Here is a 21,736-nt window from a genome sequence, read left to right as displayed (position 1 = left end):
CAAAGCACTTTCTATAAGTCTGACTTATTAGGCAAATACCATATTGCCAAAAATACATATATATCAAATCAGGCTTAGATGGAAAAACTCTCCCAAAAATTATTGTTAGCGGAGGATGAATGTTTCCAGTACTCAAATACTTCCGAACATTTATCGTTTTTACCCAAAAGCAAACTGCTTATAAGTAACCTTATTTACCATAAAGCAAGTTTAAATCTTAACAGGGTAATGTTGCTTTTGGGATTTAGTTCCTACTGCCAGACTGCATCAAAAACAGCAAAAATTCTCAGCTTTGTCGGACTAAATAACAATGGCAATATCACAAGTTCATTTGTATAAACAATTTGACACCTCATCAAGGTATCAAGCTTTGCTTAATCAATTAACGATCGCCATCCGTAGTTGTACCGAACTAGATCCAATTCTCAAGTTAGCTGTTGATGGTCTAGTGCGGACTCTACAGATTGAGCGGAGTCTAATCTTATTATTGAAATACGTAGATCCACTGATCAAAAATCGTTCCCAAAAGCCAATTCCGAGAGCTAAAGCCACAGTGATTTATGAATGGCTTACCCCTACTTCGGAAGGAAATCAACCCTCGCCAAGTTCAATTAACTCATCTTTTTGGCTATCGGAATGTGATTTGTGTCAGATGGCTTACCAACATACTCCCAAGCCGTTAATTTTGAAAGACAAACGCTGCATTTCTTGTAATGATTCTGCTGAGTGTGTAGCCACAGTTTTTGACCTCGACAGTATGCCAAACTTACTGTTGATTTCTTTGGAAAGTCAGGGGACAGTGTTGGGTTTTTTGGCGTTACAGCAACGTCAACCCCGTGCTTGGCTAACTGAAGAGTTGGAATTGGTAGAGTTAGTGAGTGCTCAGTTGAGTATCGCTGTTCTCCAGTTTCAGACATTGCGGCAAACTTCAGCTTTGGTGGAAGAAAGAACGGCTCAGTTAGAGTGGAGTTTGTCTGTTCAGGCTAAGCTGTATGAAAAGACTCGCCAACAAATTGACCAGTTACGTCGGTTAAATGCGCTCAAAGATGAGTTTCTCAGTACGATGAGTGACCAAATGCGAAACCCTTTGGCAAGCATGAGAATGGCAATTTGTATGTTACGTCAACCAGGGTTGCCTCTAGAGCGTCAGGTAAGGTATCTGGATATTTTGGAGCAACAGTGTAATTTAGAGATTAATTTGATCAATGACTTGCTAACTTTGCAAGAGTTGGAGTCTCACAAATCTCAACTGCAACCACAAAAAGTTGATATAAGGGAGATGATTGAAAGGTTAGAGCAGTCTTTTACCCAGAAGTGGTCGGTTAAGGGATTAAGTATGGAGGTGCATCTGCCAAAGCGATCGCTAGTTTTAGATACTGATGCTGATAGCGTCAACCGCATTCTCACCGAACTACTCACCAATGCAGGTAAGTACTCAGAACCAGATACAAAAGTTGTGTTGCGTGCTATTTACCAAGCTAATCAAAAAGTGCCACAAATTGTTTTGTCACTCTCGAATATTGGTTCTAGCATCTCACCAGCAGAACAGGAATATATCTTCGAGAAGTTCCGTCGCGGTGAGGGAGTGATGCAAAAAGGAATTCAAGGTACTGGTTTAGGATTAGCTTTGGTCAAATGTTTGGTAGAACATTTGAATGGGGTAATTACTGTTTCTAGCTCTCCGATGAGCGATAGTCAGTCATGGTTAACTTGCTTTACCCTGACTTTACCGCAAATGCAGGGGTGAGGAACAAATTTTGCTTTTCTGATGGTGTTGTACTAATTGAAATATCTACAGCCCATAAGTTAATCTGATGATTGCTGAGCTTCATGATTCAAACCAGAGTTGGTTCGCTTGGAGTGGGTTTTTCTACTCTCATCATCTTTGAGATCCAATCTGGAATTCCTGATTCTAAATTCTATGGCTATAACTGCTACGCTAAATCCGCCAAAACTGTCGCGCTGGCAAAGACCTAAATATTCTCAGCTGACTCGTCAAATCGATATTTTTAGTGCAGCTATAACTTTTATCTTTTATTTGTGGTGGGATGCTACTTTTCGGAATAATTCTGTTTTACATAAAAAACGTCGGGCCGAGTGGTTAAAGACAACTTTAGTGGATTTGGGGCCAACTTTTATTAAAATTGGACAGGCGTTATCTACTCGTGCGGATTTGTTACCTTTAGAGTATGTTAAAGCTTTATCGGAATTGCAAGATAAGGTTCCCCAAATTACGGCTCAAGAAGCTATTTCGGTAGTCGAATCGGAATTGGGTAAGCCTATTTATGTGTTATATCGTGATTTTCAACTTTGTCCGATCGCAGCTGCTAGTTTAGGTCAAGTACATCGCGCTTGGTTACACACGGGAGAAGAGGTAGTTGTTAAAGTTCAACGTCCAGGATTAGAAAATTTACTTAAGTTAGATTTTAAAATTCTCCGTCAATTAGTACATTTTTGTCAGCGATATTTACCTGGGACAATTAAGTATGATTTATCAGCTATTTATAATGAGTTTTTTAATCTTTTATATCAAGAGATTGATTACATTCAAGAGGGTAAAAACGCGGATCGATTTCGGCAAAATTTTCAAACTAATCCTGATATCTGGGTGCCGAAAGTATATTGGGAATACACTACAACCAAGGTGTTAACTTTAGAATATGCTCCCGGAATTAAGATAGATGACAAGAAAAGTTTGGAAAGTTGTGGTTTAAACTTGAAAAAACTTAATCAAATCGGTATTTGTTGTTACTTGCAACAATTATTAATTGATGGTTTTTTTCAAGCCGATCCTCATCCGGGTAATATGGCTGTTAGCTTGGAAGGGAGAATTATATTTTATGATTTTGGGATGATGGCAGAAGTTAAGTCTTTGGCAAAAGATCAAATGCTGAAGACTTTTTTTGCGGTTTTAAGAAAGGACACCATTACGGTGTTAGACAGCTTAATTAATATGGGTTTAATTGAGCCTGTGGCTGATATGACTCCGGTGAAGCGATTGATTACTTTTTTATTAGATAAGTTTACGGAAAAGCCGATCGATTTCCAAGCTTTTGGGGAAATTCGCCAAGAATTGTATGTAATGTTTGAGCAACAACCTTTCCGATTACCTGCACAAATGACTTATATTTTAAAGTCTTTAACTACTCTCGATGGAGTGGCGAGAACTCTCGATCCCCAGTATAGTTTAATCGCGGCGGCTCAACCTTTTGTGAGAAGTCTTACTTTATCTAGAGGACGAATTAATAGTGTTGGGGAATTAGCCAGACAAACGCGAGATTATATTAAATATAGGTTACGGCAACCTAGTAAAACGGAACTGGCGCTGCAACGTTGGGAGGAAAGAATTGCTAGTGGTGAGTTACAATTTCGGAGTAAGTCTGAGGCTAGCGATCGCATTCTCAAACGCATTCATCTAGCCATTAAAACTCTTATTTGGGCCTGTTTAACTGGGTTTACCCTGCTGGGTGGTGCTGTGTTACTTTTGGGACAGTATCGTGCTTTTGCTCCGATCGCTTTTGCTTTATCCGGGTTATGCTTGTTGTTCTTGGTACGCTCTCTATTCAATTTAACTGTCCGAGAAAAGCTGGATAAATTGGCGGAAAAGTAAGTGGGTTAAGCCGGGGATTATTCCTTTCCCCTGCGGGCATTTTCCCCTAAAGTACACAAAAGGCGATAAGAAAATCTTTTTCTTTCGCCTTTCGTATTTTTGTCTTTATCTGGGATACCCCCAGGGGAATTCGAATCCCCGTCGCATCCGTGAAAGGGATGTGTCCTAGGCCTCTAGACGATGGGGGCGTGTCGTCCACACTTTTATAATATTATCCACTATTTCCCAAGGTGTCAACCCCTTTTTTCGTTTTTTTTGATCTAATTTTTCCTGCACCCCCAGGGCTACTTCCGAAGTCATCAAAGAAAATTGAACAGATGGGGGGATGGGGAGATGGGGAGATGGGGAGATGGGGAGATGGGGAGATGGGGGAGTACGCGAAGTATTTTCTTCCCACACTTCCAACACTTCCAACACTCCCTCCACTCCCCCCACCTCCCCATCTCCCCATCTCCTCACTTCTTCTGATGTTGCCAAACCTTGATGGTTTTATCTTGGCTGGCGCTGACGAGGGTTTTTCCGTCGGGGGTGAAGGCGACGGCGTTTACGGGTAGGGTGTGACCTGTGAAGGTGCCAAGGAGTTTTCCTGAAGTGAGATGCCAGAGGCGAAGGGTGTTGTCTTCGCTGCCGCTGGCGATGATTCCTTCTTTGGGGTCTAGGGCGATCGCATAAATGGCACCTGTATCTTCTTTAATAGTGTGAATTAGTTTTCCAGTTTTCCAGTGCCAAACTTTAATGGTGCCGTCGCGACTGCTACTAATTAAAGTTTGATTATCCGGGCAAAAGATTAATCCGGTAACAATGTGAGAATGGGCTGTTAAAGTATGCAGTAATTTAGCATTGGGAGATTCCGATCCTGTTTCATCTTGCAAATACCAAATTTTAATTTTGCGGTAACTACCACTGGCAAGAAAAAGTCCATCGTGACTAAAAGTAAGGGAATGGGGAACTCCATCACCCCAAGAAATAGTACCTGATGCTTCTCGCTGGCGACGGTTCCATAAATGAATTTTGCGATCGTCTGCACCACTAGCTAAAATTTGTCCGTTAGCACTAAAACTTAAACAACGAACTACACCAGTATGCTGTTCCAAAATATCAATTAAATCTTGAGCGCCGGGATGCCAAATTTTTAAGGTTGTGTCTGTTCCACCACTAATCAGAGTCCGATCGTCTGGGCTAAAAACTAAGGCGTTAATTTCATCTATTTCCCAAGTTTTCACCCAAGGATATTCTGAAAGGGTGCTAATTAATTCTCCATTTGTCAAATCCCAAAGGCGAATTTCTCCGCGACTGCCACTAGCTAAAATTTCCCCTGCTAAATTGATAGCTAAACTATTAATTCCGTTATGGTGTCCTGTCAGGGTGTAAGCAGATTTCCAGCCTACAACTTCTGGAGATAAAGAATTATCATCAGCTAAGTTTTGGAGATTGTCTGAGATGATAATTTGTTCTGCGATCGCTATGTTTGCTTGATGAAAAGATGCCAAATAACAACCAATTCCTCCTGTATATAGTAGGTCAGTTAATTTCAAATATGTTTTCGGCCCAGTGAATGTAATTTGGTTTGTGGGAATAAAACCTGTAAAAATAGTTGGAATTTCTGCTACTGTCGGAGAGTCAGGAAACCCCAGTAAACACATAAATAATAAGACTTGGTGATTTTTTAGGTCATCTGGGGTAATGCACCAGCGAACTTTATCTTTTTTGAGGCTATTAAAACTTTGGCGATCGCCAACATGAACCTGAATTTTTACGCTTGGTATATCAGTTAGGATATAAGTAAATTTACTTTCGTTAACCAAGTTTCCTTCTGCATCTAATTCTATATTCTCAATGGGAGCAATTTCCAGTTTTTTAACTTGAGTTCCTAAACAGTAGTTAAGACTGGCATCAACCAATTGTTCCCGCAGTAAATATTCATAAGCTTCCTGCTGGAAGTGTTCTTGAAATTCTAGCCAAAAGTCATAATTATTTGGGATTTCCGGCGGGTTTTGCGCTAGTCTTTCAGCTTGATGCTGGCACAATTTTTGGATTTCTTCAAGCTGTTCTTCGCTAATAGTAATCATTTCATTATGACAACCGCGAATTTTTGCTTCCAGCAGGGAATGTGGCACAACTTTTTGCTTTTTTAGGCGGTGAATAAAGTCATTTTGGAGGAATTTTAGTGGGGTAGTCCAGTCCATTTTTTTACTTAAACTAACGTTATTGACTAACTCTCTACCTGCCTTGGCACTGCGGAAATTTTAGCACTTTGCCCATCTCTAACATAGGGAGCTAAGCTAATTAAATCTTCGATATTGCGGCGCATATTAGCACAAATTGTATCCAGAGGTAAGTCGTTGGGATCTTTACCAAAAGGATCTTCAATTTCTACGCCTATTTGTTCGATACCTAATAATGTAAAACTAATTATTAAGACAATTATTCCAGTGAAAAAACCGAAATCTTTCACTACCTGAAATGGTAATGATAGGCAATAAAGTAGTAAAAGCTGCTTCAAATGAATAGCATAGGCTAAGGGAATTGGTGTTCTTAAAATGCGCTCACAACCTCCTAAACAATCTACTAAGCTATTGAGCAATTCTTGTAATGCTGTTAACTGGTAGCTATTCAAACAATTACGTTCATATTGTTGTTGCAAATAATCTGCAATCCAAAAAGCAACCTCTAAGGGGGGGTTGTTCATTTCCTTGAGTTTATAGTATTGATTTTTCGTTGTTATTCCTTCTAATTCTTCATTAACAGACTCGCCTCGTAAGTGTAATTTAGTAGCGACAGCAAAAGCAACTAAAAGTCTTAATGTTGCGATTTTCACATCTCTATCTTGTGGTTCTTTTTCTTCAACTGAAACCCAAATTCCTCGAGCTAAGTTACGGGTATTATTAGTAATTATTCCCCAAAGCTTGCGTCCTTCCCAAAATCTTTCATAAGCTGTGTTAGTCCGAAAAACTAATAGTAAACCCAATACAACATTTGGGATCAAGCTAGCCAAAGTAGGCAAAGATACCGCCCAGCCAAAATAGTACATTATCGAAATAATCAAACCTACTAAACCGCAAAATATAGCCCTTGGTAAAACATTTGGCAGAACTGAACCTCGCAGCTGAATAGCTGATTTATACCAGTAAAATCTCTCTTTAGGCATTTAATTTTGTCTTCCAAACTATTTTCAACTTGTCACCAATGATACTACTTTTATCTTCTCAGTTGCTATAAGCCTCACTGGGAGGGCATTTTCACTCACAAATCCTCTGTTTCTCATTTTTGTCACATAAACGTCACAGAATTTTCATAAAAAAATATTGCAATTTCTTGATTTAGTTGCTAATGTGTGCTTATGGCTGGATTCGACAGATGCTCGTATTTTAGGAGATGTACTACCCATGCTCTACATTGTGAGTGATTCCAGAATTGCCTGAAGATGTTTTTCTGACGGCTCCACGTTTATTGTTTCACTAGGCGGAGGAGAAACATCTTTGTTGTTGGTTGAACTATGTCTATGACTAATAATTTTGGCACTTGACTCGGTTACTTTGGGTAGTTTCTATCAAAAAAACTTTTCTGATTCCAACTTTAAGGCAGATCTCAGATTAAATTTCCGAAAACTAGGTTCCCTGCAATGTTTCTGAGAAATGTCTTGAGTTTTTCTAGTCGATCGTGAGTGATTTTTGTCTCATTCCCTACCGAGATTTTGTTAGCAAAAATTCTCAACCTCGGTGACTGACAGTGGTGTGAGACTCCTACTCTGGAGGTTTTTATGAACATTCAAGGAAAAACGGCTCTAGTTACTGGAGCTTCTCGTGGAATTGGTCGTGCGATCGCTCTTGAACTAGCAAAAAATGGTGTAAAACGTTTGTTATTAGTAGCTAGAGATCGCCAACGTTTAGCAGAAGTTGCAACCGAAATAGAACTTTTAGGAGTCGAAGTTATCACCCTACCTTTGGATTTATCGCAGTTAGTAAAGGTGAATATTGCAATGGCTCAAGCTTGGCGAGATTATGGCCCAATTCAACTTTTAATTAACTGTGCTGGAGTCGCGCATCAATCACCTTTCTTGAAGTCGCCTTTGCCAAATGTTCAGCAAGAAATCGCGATTAACTTGATGGGAATGTATGCCATGACGCGGATCATTGCGCGACGCATGGCAGCACAAAAAGAAGGTACAATTGTCAATGTTTCTAGCTTAATGGGTAAGATAGCTGCACCGACAATGGCAACTTATTCAGCTACCAAGTTTGCTATTTTAGGATTTACTCAAGCTTTGCGGGGTGAACTAGCACAACACAATATTCGAGTTGTAGCTTTGCTACCTTCTTTAACAGATACCGACATGGTTAAAGAATTGCAATGGTTTAAATGGGTACAAGCAACAACTACCGAAAAAGTTGCCCGATCGCTAATTACTGGATTGCAAAAAGAACGATCGGAAATTTTAATCGGATGGCAAAGTCATTTAGCAGTTATCTGTCAAAAAATAGCCCCTTGGCTGTTAGATAGAGTTTTACTCATGGCTGCACCTTTGCCAGAGAATAAACCTAAACGTTACCGACGATTACGAGAGGCGGGAATCTCTAGTTAATTAACAAGTACAGGTACGTAGTTGCGCTTCAGCGCTCTTATTAGCGAAGACAGCGCAACTACGTACTTTTTAATTTCTTGATGCTATATATTTGGTTCTTAACCACATTTCAAAATCTTCAGCAGCAGCAATTGTCTCTAGCTTATCCAGCCGTTTTTCAATTTTTTCTACTTCGTCTTCTGCTAAAGATTCTGATGATTTTTCATCAGAGATCCAGACAAAAGCTGTCCCTGCTGCCGCGCTAGAAGCAAGTATAACTGGTACAGTAACATTGGTTTTTTCTGGTGAAAAAATCATCCACAAAGCAAACATTCCCGTAGCAAAAGACCAAATTCTTGTAGTAGCAGCAACACGGATATCAGTAGTTTTTTCAGTCTTTTTTGATTCTGATTCCTCTGGTTGATACATCAATTCTGGTGCTCCTAAGTCCCTTTACTTAATAAATTGCCACATTTAGTAAAGATAATGCGTCATACTAGGGGTTTGTGTCAAATGGATTAAGTAGGATTACATAAGACTTGCGGAATATACCAAAAAGTAGGGTTGTTAAAGGCGATCGCACTTCTCAATTTAAAGCTAATCGATGGGAAAAAAGCGATCGCACTTTTCATCCCCAGATCGATTGGTGTAGCCTTGAAGGTGTACCATAACCACTACTATAATGTCTAAAATTACTGTTGAAGAAGCCAGCCAAAACCTCCAAGCCATTCTGGAAAAAGTAGCAAAAGGAGAAGAAGTAACACTCCTACAGTCAGGAAAACCAGTAGCTAGAATAGTAGCGCCGCTCTCAAAAGAGCAGTGGTTAAACAAAATGGATAAATTCCGTGCTTCTATTGAGTTGAAGGGTGAACCTATGAGTCAAACAGTAATCAAATTAAGACAAGAGGAGCGCTATTGATCTATTTAGATACCAGTGTTATTGTTCCTTTCTATTTGCCAGAAGCACTGAGTACCGCAGCTAAGTTAGCTGCTTAAATCATAGAATATAGCTTGTATATAACGTTAAATTAACTCTCATGCACATACAGCTAAATTTATTTGAACCACCACCTCTGCCATATACTGAACCGCAAAAAGCAGAAGTAATTAGTAGTACTACTGTCATCGAACTTTTTGCTGGCGCAGGTGGTTTAGCACTAGGCTTAGAAAAGGCAGGATTGGACGCTAAAGCATTGATTGAAATTAATAAAGATGCTGTTGCCACACTCCGGCATAATCGTCCAAATTGGAATGTGATTCACGGCGACATTTCTCAAGTTTCTTTTCAAGGCATGAGTGCAGATGTTGTTACCGGGGGATTTCCTTGTCAAGCTTTTAGTTATGCTGGAAAAGGTTTAGGTTTAGAAGATACTCGTGGAACTTTATTTTATGAATTTGCTCGCAGTTTTAAAGAAGTAAAACCCAAAATATTTTTAGCAGAAAACGTCAGAGGTTTAATCAGTCATCAAAAAGGCCAAACTTTAAAAATTATTCTATCTGTTTTAGAATCGCTAGGTTATAAAGTTCAGTATCGATTGCTGAATGCTGTTAATTACGACGTACCCCAAAAGCGAGAAAGAATCATCATTGTTGGCACTCTTCCTAGCATTCAATTTCGTTTCCCAGAACCTTCTCCGGTAATTCTTACTTTAAGGGATGCTCTGAAAGATGTCCCCATTTCTGAAGGAATGAAATACAGTCCACAAAAAGCTGCCGTTTTAGCTTTAGTACCTCCTGGTGGTTGCTGGCGTAATTTGCCGGAAGATGTCCAAAAAAGTTACATGAAAAAAAGCTATTATCTCACAGGTGGCAGAACTGGAATGGCACGCCGAATTTCTTGGGATGAACCCAGTTTAACTCTCACAACTTCGCCATTACAAAAGCAAACAGAACGCTGTCATCCAGATGAAACTAGACCATTTACAGTTAGAGAATATGCCAGAATCCAAACCTTTCCTGATGATTGGGAATTTATAGGCAGTATAAGTTCAAAATATGAACAAATTGGCAATGCAGTACCCGTTAATCTTGCATATCATTTGGGACGAGCAATTCTTAATGCTTTATCAGGTGAATGAGATTATTCACTAGTAAGCGCGATCGAACAATGTTCTAAAGCTGGCTTTTTTCTCTTCACTTAATTTTTCATCAGAAATGTAGGGTAGATAGCTCATGTTAGTAATTGATTTTATCTTTTCTAAGCAATTTTTAGTGGTTTAACGATAAAATATTTCCTTAAATTGCTCTCCAAAACCCTCTTTGCCTAACTCATCTAAAATTTCGATTATTTCCGCCCAAGTATCTGTTCTACCTGAGCAAAAATCCCAAAATTCATCTTGCACCCAAGCATCTTTGCCTTTTTCCAGCGGATAAGCTCTTTCTCCTTGGCGCTTCCACCAATCTACTTTGTAAGGATTTACAGGAAAGACAATTTTAGCAGTGAAATTTGCTGCCGGATCTTGACAAAATCTATAGGAATACCAATCAATTAATTGTAGTTTAAAATCGATACCGCTTCTTTTATTAATTTGTACACTTTTGAGATCAAAAGCATATTCTTTTCCATCCTTAAACAAATAAAGATCTACAGTTTTTTTAGCAGCAGGATTAACATAATTTAAATTTTCTCGGTCTGACTTGAGTGCAGATTCTTTCAACCTATTGACATATTCTTCTGTAGTAATTAAAGTATTATTTTGCCATGACTGTTTAAGTTGTTCAACCTCTTGGGACAGAATTTCAGGAAAAGGATTAGGCATTAATAGGTCTTTATCTTCGACTAGAAAACCATTTGCTTTAGCTAGGACTTGGGCGATCGGTTTACAAATAACTACACCTAAACTTGTCTCCAAACCACCTACTAACGACCTGATTCGTCTTTCATTAGGAAATAGCAAGTCTAATAAATGAGAATGTTTAACCTCTTTGTCGCGAAAGAATTTTTGCAGAGAAGTTTCTAAGTTTTGCTTGATCTGAGCTTTCAACTGGACATTCATAGTCAAGATAGAGCCTAAAATATTTACAGACCTTCAGTATCCTATACTTTGGCATTAGTGCAATACCCTAAAATGAGTTTGCCCTTATCGAACTACCAAAAAATCAACATAAAAAGGTGGGCATCAGGCGACAGATTCGACTTTTAAGGTAACGCCGTCAAATTCTGGCAGTTTATGACCCATAGCAATTCCAATCAGTATCCATTCTTCCAGCACTTCTAATAGTTCCTTGCGACAGCTTTCCAAAGTACTACCTGTTGCCCATACACCAGTTGCGCCAGGAATTTCCCCATAAAAACCTTCATCTTCCTCAAGCATTTCGTAGTGCGCTGCTTCCATTGCTTTTTGAATATATTCTGGAATCATTATCTATCTCTGCCTAAGTTCGATCGCCAAACACCAAAATCATTATTTAATTAACTCTTGATATTACTATAAATCATCAGGATCGACACCCAACTCTCGCAATTTTGCTGCCAATCTTTCTGCCTTTTGTTCCGCTAATTCTTTCTGTCGCCGTTCATCTTCTCCTTCGGTCAAAACTAACTGTTCATCATTTGCAGTAAAAAACCGCAACTTCCCTTGGTGAATTCCTAAATATAACTCTAATTGCTGACTCCACAACCACCCTTTTTCATTGGCAATTAATTCTTGATATTGACCATCAAGCAAATGAAATCCAGCTAACTCTAATGTTTCAGGATCGAATAGAAAATAGTCTGGTGTGCGGAAAATATCTTGATAAATCTGTTTCTTCAAACCTCGATCGACTGCTGCGGTACTTTGTGAAAGAAGCTCAACTATCAAATTCGGATATCTGCCATTTTCACCCCAAACTACCCAACTTTTGCGAGGTCGGCGTTCGGTTCCCAAGACAACAAAAAAATCTGGCCCACGAAAATCTTGTCTTTTTATTTGCTCTGGACTGTAATAAATGGTTAGATTGCCACTAACATAAAAGTCGGTACGATCGCGCCACCACCAGTTAAGGCAGTCGATCAATAAGTCCATTTGTTCTCGATGGCGATCGCTTTCCAATGGTGGTTCGTCACTCCATAAATTTGTAGGTGGAACGACAATCTCTTCTGCTACATTTTCCAATGAATCGATATCTTTGGCAAGAGACATAGCGATCGCGCCTCCACACAAAAAATGCTTTCTCTTAGTTTAGCTTGAACTATCAACAGCTAACACTTTAACTTAATGTTTATCGTAATCCTTTCTCTTTCAATAACCCATCAACCCAAGCTGCATTTGTTTCTGACAAAGCTGGCACACATTCCCGACTATAATTAATCTGTAAATCATAACCAGCAATCTCATAAATATTAGGCAATATATTCTGTAAATCTAACACAGGTTCCTCATCTTCCGACCTTAAAGGAATTGGAAATTTAGGAATTGCATTTGCTAAATTAAAAGCATATAACTCTGCTGACGGACGACGATCGCCACGACAAACCAAAATCCGATAATCACTTTCTATGCCATTGCTAGAAAACGGCATCGCTTGCCAATTCCGCAGTAAATCAATTTCTACTAAATGCGTTAAACTCCCTAATATTTTATTTCGTTTTGCTGTGTATGTTTCCCTTCCATCTCCAGGACGTTTGTTTACAGGTGAGAGAATTTCGATTACTGTTACTACCTCTTTTTTCGCCACATCTCGAATTTCTAAATATCCCTGTCTAATGCTTTCGGCAACCGGAACTTCTACCGTTATTGGTTGTGCTGGAAGTGCAGCAACAGTAACATTGGTTGAAGTGGGATTTAGTGGATTTTTTTGACGCTGCACAGTTACATCGGGAACCCCAACTAACAAATTTTCCCCAAAAGTCTCATAAACTCGCACTTCCACAGCAACAATATATTTAGGACGTAATTGAGGTGATAAAAACCTGGCAATTTCAGTAATCAACCAGTGATGTACACCAGGCCATAAGCTAGGATTTTCTAAATAGGGATTCATGCCCGGAAATGGAGAAGGCATTGGATTACCTCTGCGATCGCAATAAAAACATTATATCTCTTGCCACGATCGAAATATCTAATTAAATCATCTGCGTTTAAAACAAAACTTGGAACTTTTACAAAAAGTATAGTGCATTTTCAACTAAAAACTCAATTTGTTAATTAGCACCTTCCCTTCCAGGTGCGGAATAATAAATTGCTCTTTCTAAAGCTTCTTGAATTGTGTTCATTTCTTCTCTACTCGTTTTGGCAATCCTAATTTCTTGGTTTTTATTCGTAATAATAGTTAGGACATATTCCACTTGCTCAAAACTACTATTTGACCCCAGGATAATCATAATAATTGCTATGATAAGTGCCAAGGGTTGCAACAAAAGACCAAACATTAATAACAGCACACCAAGAATTACTAAGTCAGTTCGTGATTGTTGAACAATCACCTTTTCTTCACTTCTAGTAAAACGATGCAAATCGCGGATTCGATAGGATGTATTTCCATTTCCCAATAGAGTTGAAGTAATTCTGATACCGCCTTTATCGTAAAGTGTTTCTTGGGGAGTAATCATTTGTAAGCTATTTAAAGTTGTGGGATTAAGATAAATAGCTTTGCTTGGGAACAGTTTTTCAACTTTCCCAAACATACCCTCCGGGTGGGTAGCTAGTCACCCCCACCCGACAACTATGAAATTTTTGAAACGGTATCCTGCACCCAATTAAATTGGGTAAATAAAGCTATCTATTTCACATCATAACCGAACAAATTCGGATCGACTTCTCCTAATTGCAAATCAGCTAAACCATACTCCGCCCAGCGTCTTTCCACCATCGCCGCTATGCCGGGATCGGACTCTAAAGGTGCGCCCCATTCGTGTTCGGTTTCTGGTGGTATTTTGGTAGTTGCATCTATGCCCATTCTGCCACCTAAACCGATTTTTTCGCTAGCAAAGTCTAAACTGTCAAAAGGCGTATTTGGCAGAATAAATACATCTCTGGTTGGGTCTACTTTTGAACAAATTGCCCAAACGACTTGGCGGGGATCGCGCACGTTGATATTTTTATCCACCACAATTACAAACTTGGTGTAAGTAAATTGAGGTAACGCACTCCAAAAAGCTAATGCGGCGCGTCTTGCTTGTCCGGGATATGCTTTATCAATGGAAATGATCGCTGCTTTGTAACTTAGCGCTTCCATTGGCAGGAAGAAATCGACAATTTCGGAGACTTGTTGGCGTAAAATTGGGGTGTAAATGCGATTAAGCGCGATCGCCATCATCGCTTCTTCCTTCGGAGGACGACCACTAAAAGTCGTCAAATAAATCGGATCTTTCCGATGCGTCACACATTGGAACCGAATCAAAGGCGAATCTTCCACCCCGCCATAATATCCCATGTGATCCCCAAATGGGCCATCTGGCAACATTTCCCCTGGTGTGATTGTCCCTTCTAAAACAAATTCTGAATCTGCGGGAACTTCCAAATCTACCGTTTTACACTTCGCCAACTGGACACCAGAACCGCCGTATAATCCAGCAAATAACCACTCAGATAAATCTACGGGAATGGGAGTTGCAGCTGCCATAATAATTAGAGGATCTACACCTAGAGCGATCGCAATTTCCAGCTTCTTCCCCTGTTGCGCCGCCTTGCGTAAATGTCTCGCCCCACCTCGCACAGATAACCAATGCACAGTCATAGTGTTGCGAGATTGCAATTGCAAACGATAAACCCCTACATTTGGTGTTCCCGTTTCGCAATCTTTAGTAATCACCAATCCTAGCGTGATAATCTTCCCCGCATCACCCGGATAAGGGCGAATCATCGGAATTTGATTAAGATCTAAATCATCACCTTGAATTACCACCTGTTGACAAGATGGGAAAAAATCCCGCCCTGGTTTCGCCTTCAGCACATCAAATAACACTTTACCAAACTCTACCGCTTGGGCAATCTTTTTTGGAGGTTTTGGTTGTTGCAGCATTGCCAACTTTTTCCCCAAATCTTCCAACTCCAAAGGATGCTGCATATTCATCGCCCAGCAAATCCTTTCCACTGTCCCCATTAAATTCACCGCGACAGGAAAAGGAGAACCTTTAACATTTTCAAATAGTAACGCAGGCCCACCCCGTTGTAGCATTTGGTTAGAAATCTCGGCAATTTCCAAATCTGGGTCAACCAACGCCGAAATTCGCCGTAATTGTCCCCGTTCCTCCAGTAGTTTAATAAATCCCCGTAAATCCCTAGCCATTATTTTAAGATTTGTAAAACATCCTTTTTTATATTATGTGAGAAAGATGCACTAAGTCAGGACAGTTTCTCTGAGGATAAACATGAAATGTCCCCAATGCCAATCTACTTCTTATCGCAAAAATGGTCGTCGCAATGGCAGACAAAATTATTTGTGCAAAAATTGTGGGCGACAATTTTTAGAGACAGCTAATTTTGTATTGTCAACTACGGAAATTTATGCCCCAGAAGTTGCCACCGTTTTAGAATCGGAGTCAATCACAGAAGTCACACCTGTTAGTGAGAGTAATGAACCTGAAAATTTGCCCTCAGATATGCAGATGGATGAGGAAATTATCTCTCATGCTGAAAGTGTAGTTTCTGTGTTGCTTTTAGATGCGGAAAACCTGAAAATTGACCAGAATGCGGAAAAGTTTCTCCTTAGTTTAGCCCGATCGCCACAGTTAATTAAAATTGCTTTTGCGAATTGGAGAAATGCGTCGCTAGCAAAACAAGATGCAGATTTGTACGATCGCGGTTATCAATTAATTCATGTACCCAACGGCAAAAACAGCGCCGATGCCAAAATGATTGCTTTTGGCGCATCAATTTTTAAACCCTATCCCCTGGTTAAAGAAGTATTTATTTGTTCCTCGGATGGGTTATTGATGCACCTTTGTCATCAGTTACAAAATCATGGTATAGTAGTTTATTGGGTTCGCCGTAAAGAAGAAAAATTAATAGTCGAAAATCGCCACACAGGAAAAACCAAACATTACTCGATTAGCTTAGAGACAGAAATTCCCCCGTTAGATATGTTAATGAGTCAATTAGAAAGTTTGCTTCAGTTGGAGCGAGAATCGATCGATGAAAGAATCTCTAAAATCTCTGCTTTTTCAGCACTATTCCAAGCTAGATGTAACATCGTTAAACAAGAAAATAGTGTAATTGAAAAATTAGACGCAACTCCAACAAAGTCCGATAATAGCAACAATTTACAACCAGAAGTTATTTTAAATCCCAGTCAAATCAATAATAACTTCAATAATTCTCTAAATGGGGTGCAAAATGGAGCAGCAAATAAGGGAAACAACCTAGAATCGATCGACAGCAAGGAAAAATTAGAAAAAGCCTTGATTCAATTAATGAAAAAAATCAAGTCACAAAATCCAGAAGAAGATATTTCTCTGAATGTATTAGCCAAAGAATTTATGACTATTTATGGCAAACCGCCTCGGTCTGTAATTAAAGAATTAGGTTTAAGTGGCACCTTAAGCAAATTTCTCAAATCCTGTAATTGTTTTAATGTGAAACAAAAAGGAAATAAATTCAAAATAGAATTAACTTAAACAGTAATGAGCAATAGCGAAAATGCTATCATGCTAGATCCAGAAACACCAGTTTCTCGAAAATGGTAACATTTAACTGAAACATCAGATGTCGCATCGTTTAGCAACTAAAATTGAAGCAATTCTGTATTTAAAAGGTCAGCCACTTTCGCTATCAGAAATCGCTGAGTATGCTGGCTGCGATCGCTCCGAAGTCAAAGAAGCACTGATCGAACTAATCAACGACTACGCACATCGCGACAGTGCCCTAGAAGTAGTCGAAACACCAGAAGGTTACAGCTTACAATTGCGATCGACCTTTCATAACCTAATGCAAAATTTAATTCCCCCAGAACTAGGAGTCGGGGCATTAAGAACACTAGCTGCGATCGCCCTCAAAGGCCCAATTTCCCAAACAGAATTAGTAGACTTAAGAGGCTCAGGAGCGTATCAACAAGTACAAGAACTAGTAGAATTAGGCTATGTTCGTAAACGCCGCCAAACAGATAGTCGGTCATACTGGCTACAAGTCACAGATAAATTTTACCAATACTTTCAACTCGAAGAACTCCCCAAAGCGATCGAACAGCTAGCACAGAAATGATAGGGGTTGGGGGTTAGGAGTTAGGGATCTGGGGATCTGGGGGGATGGGGGGATGGGGAGATGGGGACTCTTGGGACTCTTGGGACTCTTGGGACTCTTGGGAAGTTTAACTCAAAACTCAAAACTCTCCTTACGAGAAACTCTCCCTACCTCCCTAACCCCTAACCCCTAACCCCTAACCCCGCCCCAATCCCCTTCATTGATATCAAAATCGATTAGATTAGTAGTAGTAAAACAAGTGGGATTCACATGGTCTTTAACCCCAACCATCTCAGTAGCAACGCCCAAGATACTCAAACTAATGAGTTGTTGACTTATCTCCAGCATCAGTCGCCGGAAGTTTTGGAGCGTGTAGCTAAGTCAGTCAGTCCCGAAATCAAACAAATTATTTCCCAGAACGTCCAAGGTTTAGTCGGGATGTTGCCAGGGGAACATTTTAATGTCGAAATTACTACAGACCGGGAAAACCTGGCTGGGTTGTTAGCTTCAGCGATGATGACTGGCTATTTTCTGCGCCAGATGGAACAACGAATGCAGCTAGAAGAGAGTCTTCTAGGGTCGCATACACTCTCAGACTCAGGCAAAGATGAAAAATCCAGTGAGTCACCGTTTTAAACCAATGGCACAGCCCGTACTTAGAAAAGAAGTGAACCAGGATCAATTTTAGGTTAATTTTAGATTTGAGATTTTAGATTCTTAGTGAGGCAACCAAAGAAGATCGCATAAATCAACCAAAGAACCTAAAATCCACATTCTAAAATCTAAAATTGGTGCTAATTCAGCCGTTTTGGATAAACTCCTGTTTTTACTTGGAGCTTTTGTCTGCGACCATTGCGGTTCACTTCCATTTCCAGAACCACACCAACCTCGTTAGATTCGACCACTTGCTGTACAGCAGAAGTATCTTGAACAGTCAGGTCGCCAATTTTCTCGATGATGTCACCTGCGCGTAGACCTGATTTTTCGGCTGGCGATTTTTCCAGAACTCGCACGATCAAGACTCCCCGATCTTGAGTAATTTTCAAGTCAGTTTCTTGACTAACTTTGTTTCTCATCTCTGGAGAGAGAGTCACCATCTGAACGCCCAAGAATGGATGTTCTGCACGACCTTTATCAAAGAGTTGATTAGCGACTCTTTGAGCAGTTTCGATCGGAATCGCAAAACCCAACCCTTGAGCACCAGCGCGAATCGCTGTATTAATCCCAATCACTTCGCCATTTGAGTTTAACAAAGGCCCGCCAGAGTTTCCGGGGTTAATCGCGGCATCAGTTTGAATAAAATTAACTCTTTTATCTGGGACACCCACTTGGGAACTAGAACGTCCCGTAGCGCTGATAATCCCCACAGTGACAGTATTATCCAAACCCAAGGGATTACCGATCGCGATCGCCCAGTCTCCCGGAATCAAATTTTGCGAACTACCCAAACTTACCGTAGGTAAATCCTTCGCCTCAATTTTAACCACCGCTAGATCGGTAAGCTGATCCACACCAATCACCCGACCATCCAGAGAGCGACCATCTTTGAGCGTTACTCTCACAATATCGGCTCCTGCCACCACATGAGCATTAGTCACCAAACGCCCATCCGCAGACAAAATCACACCCGATCCCGTACCCCGTTCTACCCGTTCATCGGATGGAACAGGCTTCTCACTACCAAAAAACCCTCTAAATAGAGGGTTTTGAAACAGTTCTGGTAAAGGAGTTTCCACTTTCCGCGCCGCATCAATGCGAACCACTGCTGGGCCAACTTTTTGGGCAGCCTCAGCGATAAAATTAACATTACCCGGTGAAATCGGGAGTCTACCTAACGAAGGGCTAGGCTGAGGCGGTAGCGGCTGCTGGATTACGGGTGTCATTGAAGCAGTCTGTCTGATAGGATTTTCTGATTGTAGATAGCGGTTGCCTAAGATTCCTGCCCCACCACCTAAACTCAGTAAAGTTAAATAAAGAGTCAGTTGTTTAAAAGATAAACTCATAATTCATGATGCCCAAACAAACAGAAACTAGTAATGAAATCTAATTTAGCCTGTTCTTTGCTGGCGACCTGCCTGATCTTAAGCAGTCAAGCTTAAAATAGCTTGGAACAAAGGGCTATAAAAAATTGAAGATAACAAATGGCGAAGGAAATGGAACACTTGGCAAATGAAAATTAACAAAGGACAACTGACCCTTACGATCGCACTTTTATCGCTCAATATTCCCATTGCCGGAATAAAAGCCAACGCAGTAGAGGCTAACAACCTCAACTGTCCTGAACCAGCTTTATCCCGGCTCAAAAAACACTTAGTTGCGCCTGGGGAGACAATTGAGAGTATTGCCAGACTTTATAACTTGATTCCGGCTACCCTGATGGGAATGAACCCCAGCATCAGACAAGGTGAAGTCCGGGCGGGGAGTGAAATAATCATTCCGCCCTTTAATGGCATAGCGGTGGAAGTTCCCGCAAATCAAACTTGGCGAGATGTTGCGGCGGTTTATAAGGTGCGAGATGTGTTGGTATATGAAGCCAATGGTTGTCAGGAAGATCTCAGAGTTGTGTTTTTGCCTGGGGTAAATTGGTCGCCAGCAGGCAGCGATAATTTTATTGAGAATACCACTCTCAAAGGCTATCCTTTGCCAACTGTTGCGCCTGTAGCTTTGGGATATGGTTGGTTGCTACATCCGAGTACGCGCAAAGTATTTTTTCACAGTGGGTTAGATTTACTTGCTAACCCCGGTACGCCAGTTTTAGCGGCTGGGGATGGCATAGTGGCTTATGCTGGCGATCGCGGAGATTATGGTTATTTAGTAGTTGTAAATCATCAAGAAGGACAACAAACTCGCTATGCACATTTGGGTAGTATTACTGTTACCTCTGGACAACCAGTAAGACAAGGGCAACAATTAGGAACTGTTGGGAGTACAGGTAGCCCGGATATTGAAACTGCCCATTTACATTTTGAAATCCGTTATAACTCTCAATTAGGTTGGGTAGCAGAAGATCCCAAGTCCTATCTGCGGCAAATGGTAGGAACAGCGGAAAATCCCAATCCTTCGCCGCTAGTAGTTCCAGAAACCGGACAACAGCCGACTTTCAACCTTCCCGCAAATCTACCCCCACCCCCAGCGGCAACAGGAGATAGTGGCGATCGCAATAAACCCGCCATCATCCCCCTACCCCCCGGAACCGGAAGAATAGTACAACCCAGTCAACCTATCAATATCCCTATACCACCTCCGGGTAGCGTGCAGTAGTCTTGGGGACAAGGAGACAAGGGGACAAGGGGACAAGGGGACAAGGGGACAAGGAGACAAGGGGACAAGGGGACAAGGGGACAAGGAGACAAGGGGACAAGGGGACAAGGGGACAAGGGGACAAGGGGACAAGGGGACAAGGGGACAAGGGGACAAGGGGAATTTTTACTTCTGCCTTCTGCCTTCTTTGCTATTAATGGTGTTTCATTAATTATTGCTGCACAGAAGATCGATCGCCCACCATAACCCCAAAAATTTGCCCATACTCTATGCGTAGGGTGCGTTAACGCCAGTGTAACGCACCATCCCACTAATTCCTTCGAGATAAACAATAAGCGATCTTCTGTTTACTGAGATCTTGCACCTGCGCTGTTAGCCCGCCCGGAAATCAATGATACTGTTGGCGAATAATACCCCCCAATTAATTCGCCAACAGTATCATCAATTCCCAGGCTAATAGCTTAAGTCCTCTGAAGAGGACTGATAAATCATGGTTTTTAGTTCAGGTTGAGTGGAGTTTTGCTATTACTTGGATCTTGTTTTAAAAAGGAGGTTCCACCTCCCAGAACTCGTTCCATTTGTTGAACCTGGGAACGAGGGGGACGAGGGGGAAACGAGGAAATGTAGAGACGTTATATATAACGTCTCTACAGGGTTAATGATTTCCAGTCCACTTTAGTGGAGTTTCGCTATTAGCCTCAGAATTGATTCTGAGGCGGTTTTTGCAGGAAATAACAAGTTCTTAAATACAGCTTGGGAATAAGTTGGGAATAAGTTGGGAAAAATTTGGTAATTAGTTTTATCTGCTTGCGATCGTACTTGTGATTGAGTGTTGTTTCATAAAAATGTGAGTTTTGAGAAGCATATTATGAAACGCAAATACACTGATTTTATCCTAGATGCTTTAGCAACTGCGTCTGTTTTAGTTAGTATTTACACCTGCAATGTGTTCGTCGGTATTGCGGTGACTCCGTTAGCAATTTTATGTTTAATTAATAAGTATAGAGATGAGGATAAAGATAACGATCGCAATGAAACAAACGCCGAATAAAAATATGGTGGAATGGTGCGTTACGTTGGCACTTTTCTTAAATGCCGCAGGCTATACGCACCCTACAAATAAAGTGCGATCGCACCACGAAAGGCGATCGCACTTTATTTGTCAACCAAAATCAACAAAATTTAACTCAACTGCATCTTAGC

General features: G+C 40.6%; 22 protein-coding genes and 1 tRNA gene. 12 read left to right on the top strand and 11 right to left on the bottom strand.

Features of this window, described 5'->3' with window-relative positions; translation table 11 throughout:
• Window positions 1-310: 310 nt before the first annotated feature.
• Window positions 311-1,747 (top strand): sensor histidine kinase, encoded by a 1,437-nt coding sequence (locus tag ACE1CI_RS17015; RefSeq protein WP_413263849.1) that lies wholly within the window; start codon window positions 311-313, stop codon window positions 1,745-1,747.
• A gap of 174 nt (window positions 1,748-1,921) precedes the next feature.
• Window positions 1,922-3,610 (top strand): ABC1 kinase family protein, encoded by a 1,689-nt coding sequence (locus tag ACE1CI_RS17010; protein ID WP_413263850.1) that lies wholly within the window; start codon window positions 1,922-1,924, stop codon window positions 3,608-3,610.
• A gap of 115 nt (window positions 3,611-3,725) precedes the next feature.
• Here ACE1CI_RS17010 and ACE1CI_RS17005 read toward each other — a convergent pair.
• The 3 genes from ACE1CI_RS17005 to ACE1CI_RS16995 form a co-directional block, all read right to left on the bottom strand.
• Window positions 3,726-3,798 (bottom strand) — tRNA-Glu (locus ACE1CI_RS17005).
• Between the two features lie 267 nt (window positions 3,799-4,065).
• The gene (locus ACE1CI_RS17000; RefSeq protein WP_413262687.1) at window positions 4,066-5,796 is read right to left on the bottom strand and encodes a WD40 repeat domain-containing protein; all 1,731 of its coding nucleotides are present in this window, start codon (window positions 5,794-5,796) and stop codon (window positions 4,066-4,068) included.
• A gap of 26 nt (window positions 5,797-5,822) precedes the next feature.
• The gene (locus ACE1CI_RS16995; RefSeq protein WP_413262686.1) at window positions 5,823-6,758 is read right to left on the bottom strand and encodes a bestrophin family protein; all 936 of its coding nucleotides are present in this window, start codon (window positions 6,756-6,758) and stop codon (window positions 5,823-5,825) included.
• 612 nt (window positions 6,759-7,370) lie between these two features.
• Here ACE1CI_RS16995 and ACE1CI_RS16990 point away from each other — a divergent pair.
• Complete coding sequence (locus ACE1CI_RS16990) at window positions 7,371-8,192, top strand: SDR family NAD(P)-dependent oxidoreductase (protein WP_413262685.1); 822 nt, start codon at window positions 7,371-7,373, stop codon at window positions 8,190-8,192.
• A gap of 69 nt (window positions 8,193-8,261) precedes the next feature.
• Here ACE1CI_RS16990 and ACE1CI_RS16985 read toward each other — a convergent pair whose 3' ends face one another.
• Entirely contained in the window at window positions 8,262-8,600 is a 339-nt protein-coding gene (locus ACE1CI_RS16985; RefSeq protein ID WP_413262684.1) for a hypothetical protein, read from the bottom strand.
• Between the two features lie 110 nt (window positions 8,601-8,710).
• Here ACE1CI_RS16985 and ACE1CI_RS16980 point away from each other — a divergent pair, with 110 nt between their 5' ends.
• The 3 genes from ACE1CI_RS16980 (at window position 8,711) to ACE1CI_RS16970 (ending at window position 10,249) form a co-directional block, all read left to right on the top strand.
• A complete protein-coding gene (locus tag ACE1CI_RS16980; RefSeq protein WP_413262683.1) occupies window positions 8,711-8,842 on the top strand; it encodes a hypothetical protein in 132 nt (43 codons plus the stop codon).
• A gap of 11 nt (window positions 8,843-8,853) precedes the next feature.
• A complete protein-coding gene (locus tag ACE1CI_RS16975) occupies window positions 8,854-9,090 on the top strand; it encodes a type II toxin-antitoxin system Phd/YefM family antitoxin (protein WP_413262682.1) in 237 nt (78 codons plus the stop codon).
• 118 nt (window positions 9,091-9,208) lie between these two features.
• On the top strand, window positions 9,209-10,249 hold the full coding sequence (locus ACE1CI_RS16970; protein WP_413262681.1) for a DNA cytosine methyltransferase: 1,041 nt from the start codon (window positions 9,209-9,211) through the stop codon (window positions 10,247-10,249).
• A gap of 138 nt (window positions 10,250-10,387) precedes the next feature.
• On the opposite strand, the gene ACE1CI_RS16965 is transcribed toward ACE1CI_RS16970, so the two are convergent.
• The 6 genes from ACE1CI_RS16965 to ACE1CI_RS16940 form a co-directional block, all read right to left on the bottom strand.
• Window positions 10,388-11,167, bottom strand: a complete 780-nt coding sequence (locus ACE1CI_RS16965; RefSeq protein ID WP_413262680.1) for a TdeIII family type II restriction endonuclease — start codon at window positions 11,165-11,167, stop codon at window positions 10,388-10,390.
• Window positions 11,168-11,290: 123 nt separating this feature from the next.
• The gene (locus tag ACE1CI_RS16960; RefSeq protein ID WP_413262679.1) at window positions 11,291-11,533 is read right to left on the bottom strand and encodes a type II toxin-antitoxin system HicB family antitoxin; all 243 of its coding nucleotides are present in this window, start codon (window positions 11,531-11,533) and stop codon (window positions 11,291-11,293) included.
• Between the two features lie 66 nt (window positions 11,534-11,599).
• Window positions 11,600-12,295, bottom strand: coding sequence for a Uma2 family endonuclease (locus ACE1CI_RS16955; RefSeq protein WP_413262678.1), 696 nt, complete (start codon window positions 12,293-12,295; stop codon window positions 11,600-11,602).
• 79 nt (window positions 12,296-12,374) lie between these two features.
• Window positions 12,375-13,157, bottom strand: coding sequence for a DUF4058 family protein (locus ACE1CI_RS16950; RefSeq protein WP_413262677.1), 783 nt, complete (start codon window positions 13,155-13,157; stop codon window positions 12,375-12,377).
• A gap of 139 nt (window positions 13,158-13,296) precedes the next feature.
• Entirely contained in the window at window positions 13,297-13,779 is a 483-nt protein-coding gene (locus ACE1CI_RS16945; protein WP_413262676.1) for a DUF6232 family protein, read from the bottom strand.
• Window positions 13,780-13,874: 95 nt separating this feature from the next.
• Entirely contained in the window at window positions 13,875-15,383 is a 1,509-nt protein-coding gene (locus ACE1CI_RS16940; RefSeq protein ID WP_413262675.1) for a UbiD family decarboxylase, read from the bottom strand.
• An 82-nt stretch (window positions 15,384-15,465) separates the two neighbouring features.
• Between ACE1CI_RS16940 and ACE1CI_RS16935 the strand changes: the two genes are divergently transcribed.
• The 3 genes from ACE1CI_RS16935 (at window position 15,466) to ACE1CI_RS16925 (ending at window position 17,908) form a co-directional block, all read left to right on the top strand.
• Window positions 15,466-16,710: an IS1/IS1595 family N-terminal zinc-binding domain-containing protein gene (locus ACE1CI_RS16935; RefSeq protein WP_413262674.1), complete on the top strand. Its 1,245-nt coding sequence runs from the start codon at window positions 15,466-15,468 to the stop codon at window positions 16,708-16,710.
• Window positions 16,711-16,798: 88 nt separating this feature from the next.
• Window positions 16,799-17,293, top strand: coding sequence for an SMC-Scp complex subunit ScpB (gene scpB / locus ACE1CI_RS16930; RefSeq protein ID WP_413262673.1), 495 nt, complete (start codon window positions 16,799-16,801; stop codon window positions 17,291-17,293).
• A gap of 249 nt (window positions 17,294-17,542) precedes the next feature.
• Window positions 17,543-17,908 carry a DUF760 domain-containing protein gene (locus ACE1CI_RS16925; protein ID WP_413262672.1) on the top strand — a complete coding sequence of 122 codons (366 nt, stop codon included), beginning with the start codon at window positions 17,543-17,545 and terminating at the stop codon, window positions 17,906-17,908.
• Between the two features lie 158 nt (window positions 17,909-18,066).
• Here ACE1CI_RS16925 and ACE1CI_RS16920 read toward each other — a convergent pair whose 3' ends face one another.
• Window positions 18,067-19,275, bottom strand: coding sequence for an HhoA/HhoB/HtrA family serine endopeptidase (locus ACE1CI_RS16920; RefSeq protein ID WP_413262671.1), 1,209 nt, complete (start codon window positions 19,273-19,275; stop codon window positions 18,067-18,069).
• 166 nt (window positions 19,276-19,441) lie between these two features.
• Between ACE1CI_RS16920 and ACE1CI_RS16915 the strand changes: the two genes are divergently transcribed.
• The 3 genes from ACE1CI_RS16915 (at window position 19,442) to ACE1CI_RS16905 (ending at window position 21,735) form a co-directional block, all read left to right on the top strand.
• Window positions 19,442-20,533 (top strand): peptidoglycan DD-metalloendopeptidase family protein, encoded by a 1,092-nt coding sequence (locus tag ACE1CI_RS16915; protein ID WP_496615528.1) that lies wholly within the window; start codon window positions 19,442-19,444, stop codon window positions 20,531-20,533.
• 868 nt (window positions 20,534-21,401) lie between these two features.
• The gene (locus ACE1CI_RS16910) at window positions 21,402-21,584 is read left to right on the top strand and encodes a hypothetical protein (protein ID WP_413262669.1); all 183 of its coding nucleotides are present in this window, start codon (window positions 21,402-21,404) and stop codon (window positions 21,582-21,584) included.
• Entirely contained in the window at window positions 21,565-21,735 is a 171-nt protein-coding gene (locus tag ACE1CI_RS16905) for a hypothetical protein (RefSeq protein WP_413262668.1), read from the top strand. Before ACE1CI_RS16910 ends, ACE1CI_RS16905 begins: the two co-directional genes overlap by 20 nt.
• Window position 21,736: the final 1 nt, after the last annotated feature.

Source organism: Floridaenema flaviceps BLCC-F50 (genome assembly GCF_041929275.2).
Classification (GTDB): domain Bacteria; phylum Cyanobacteriota; class Cyanobacteriia; order Cyanobacteriales; family Aerosakkonemataceae; genus Floridanema; species Floridanema flaviceps.
The sequence above is the reverse complement of the archived record's forward strand: the minus strand, read 5'-3'. Positions and strand labels throughout refer to the sequence as shown.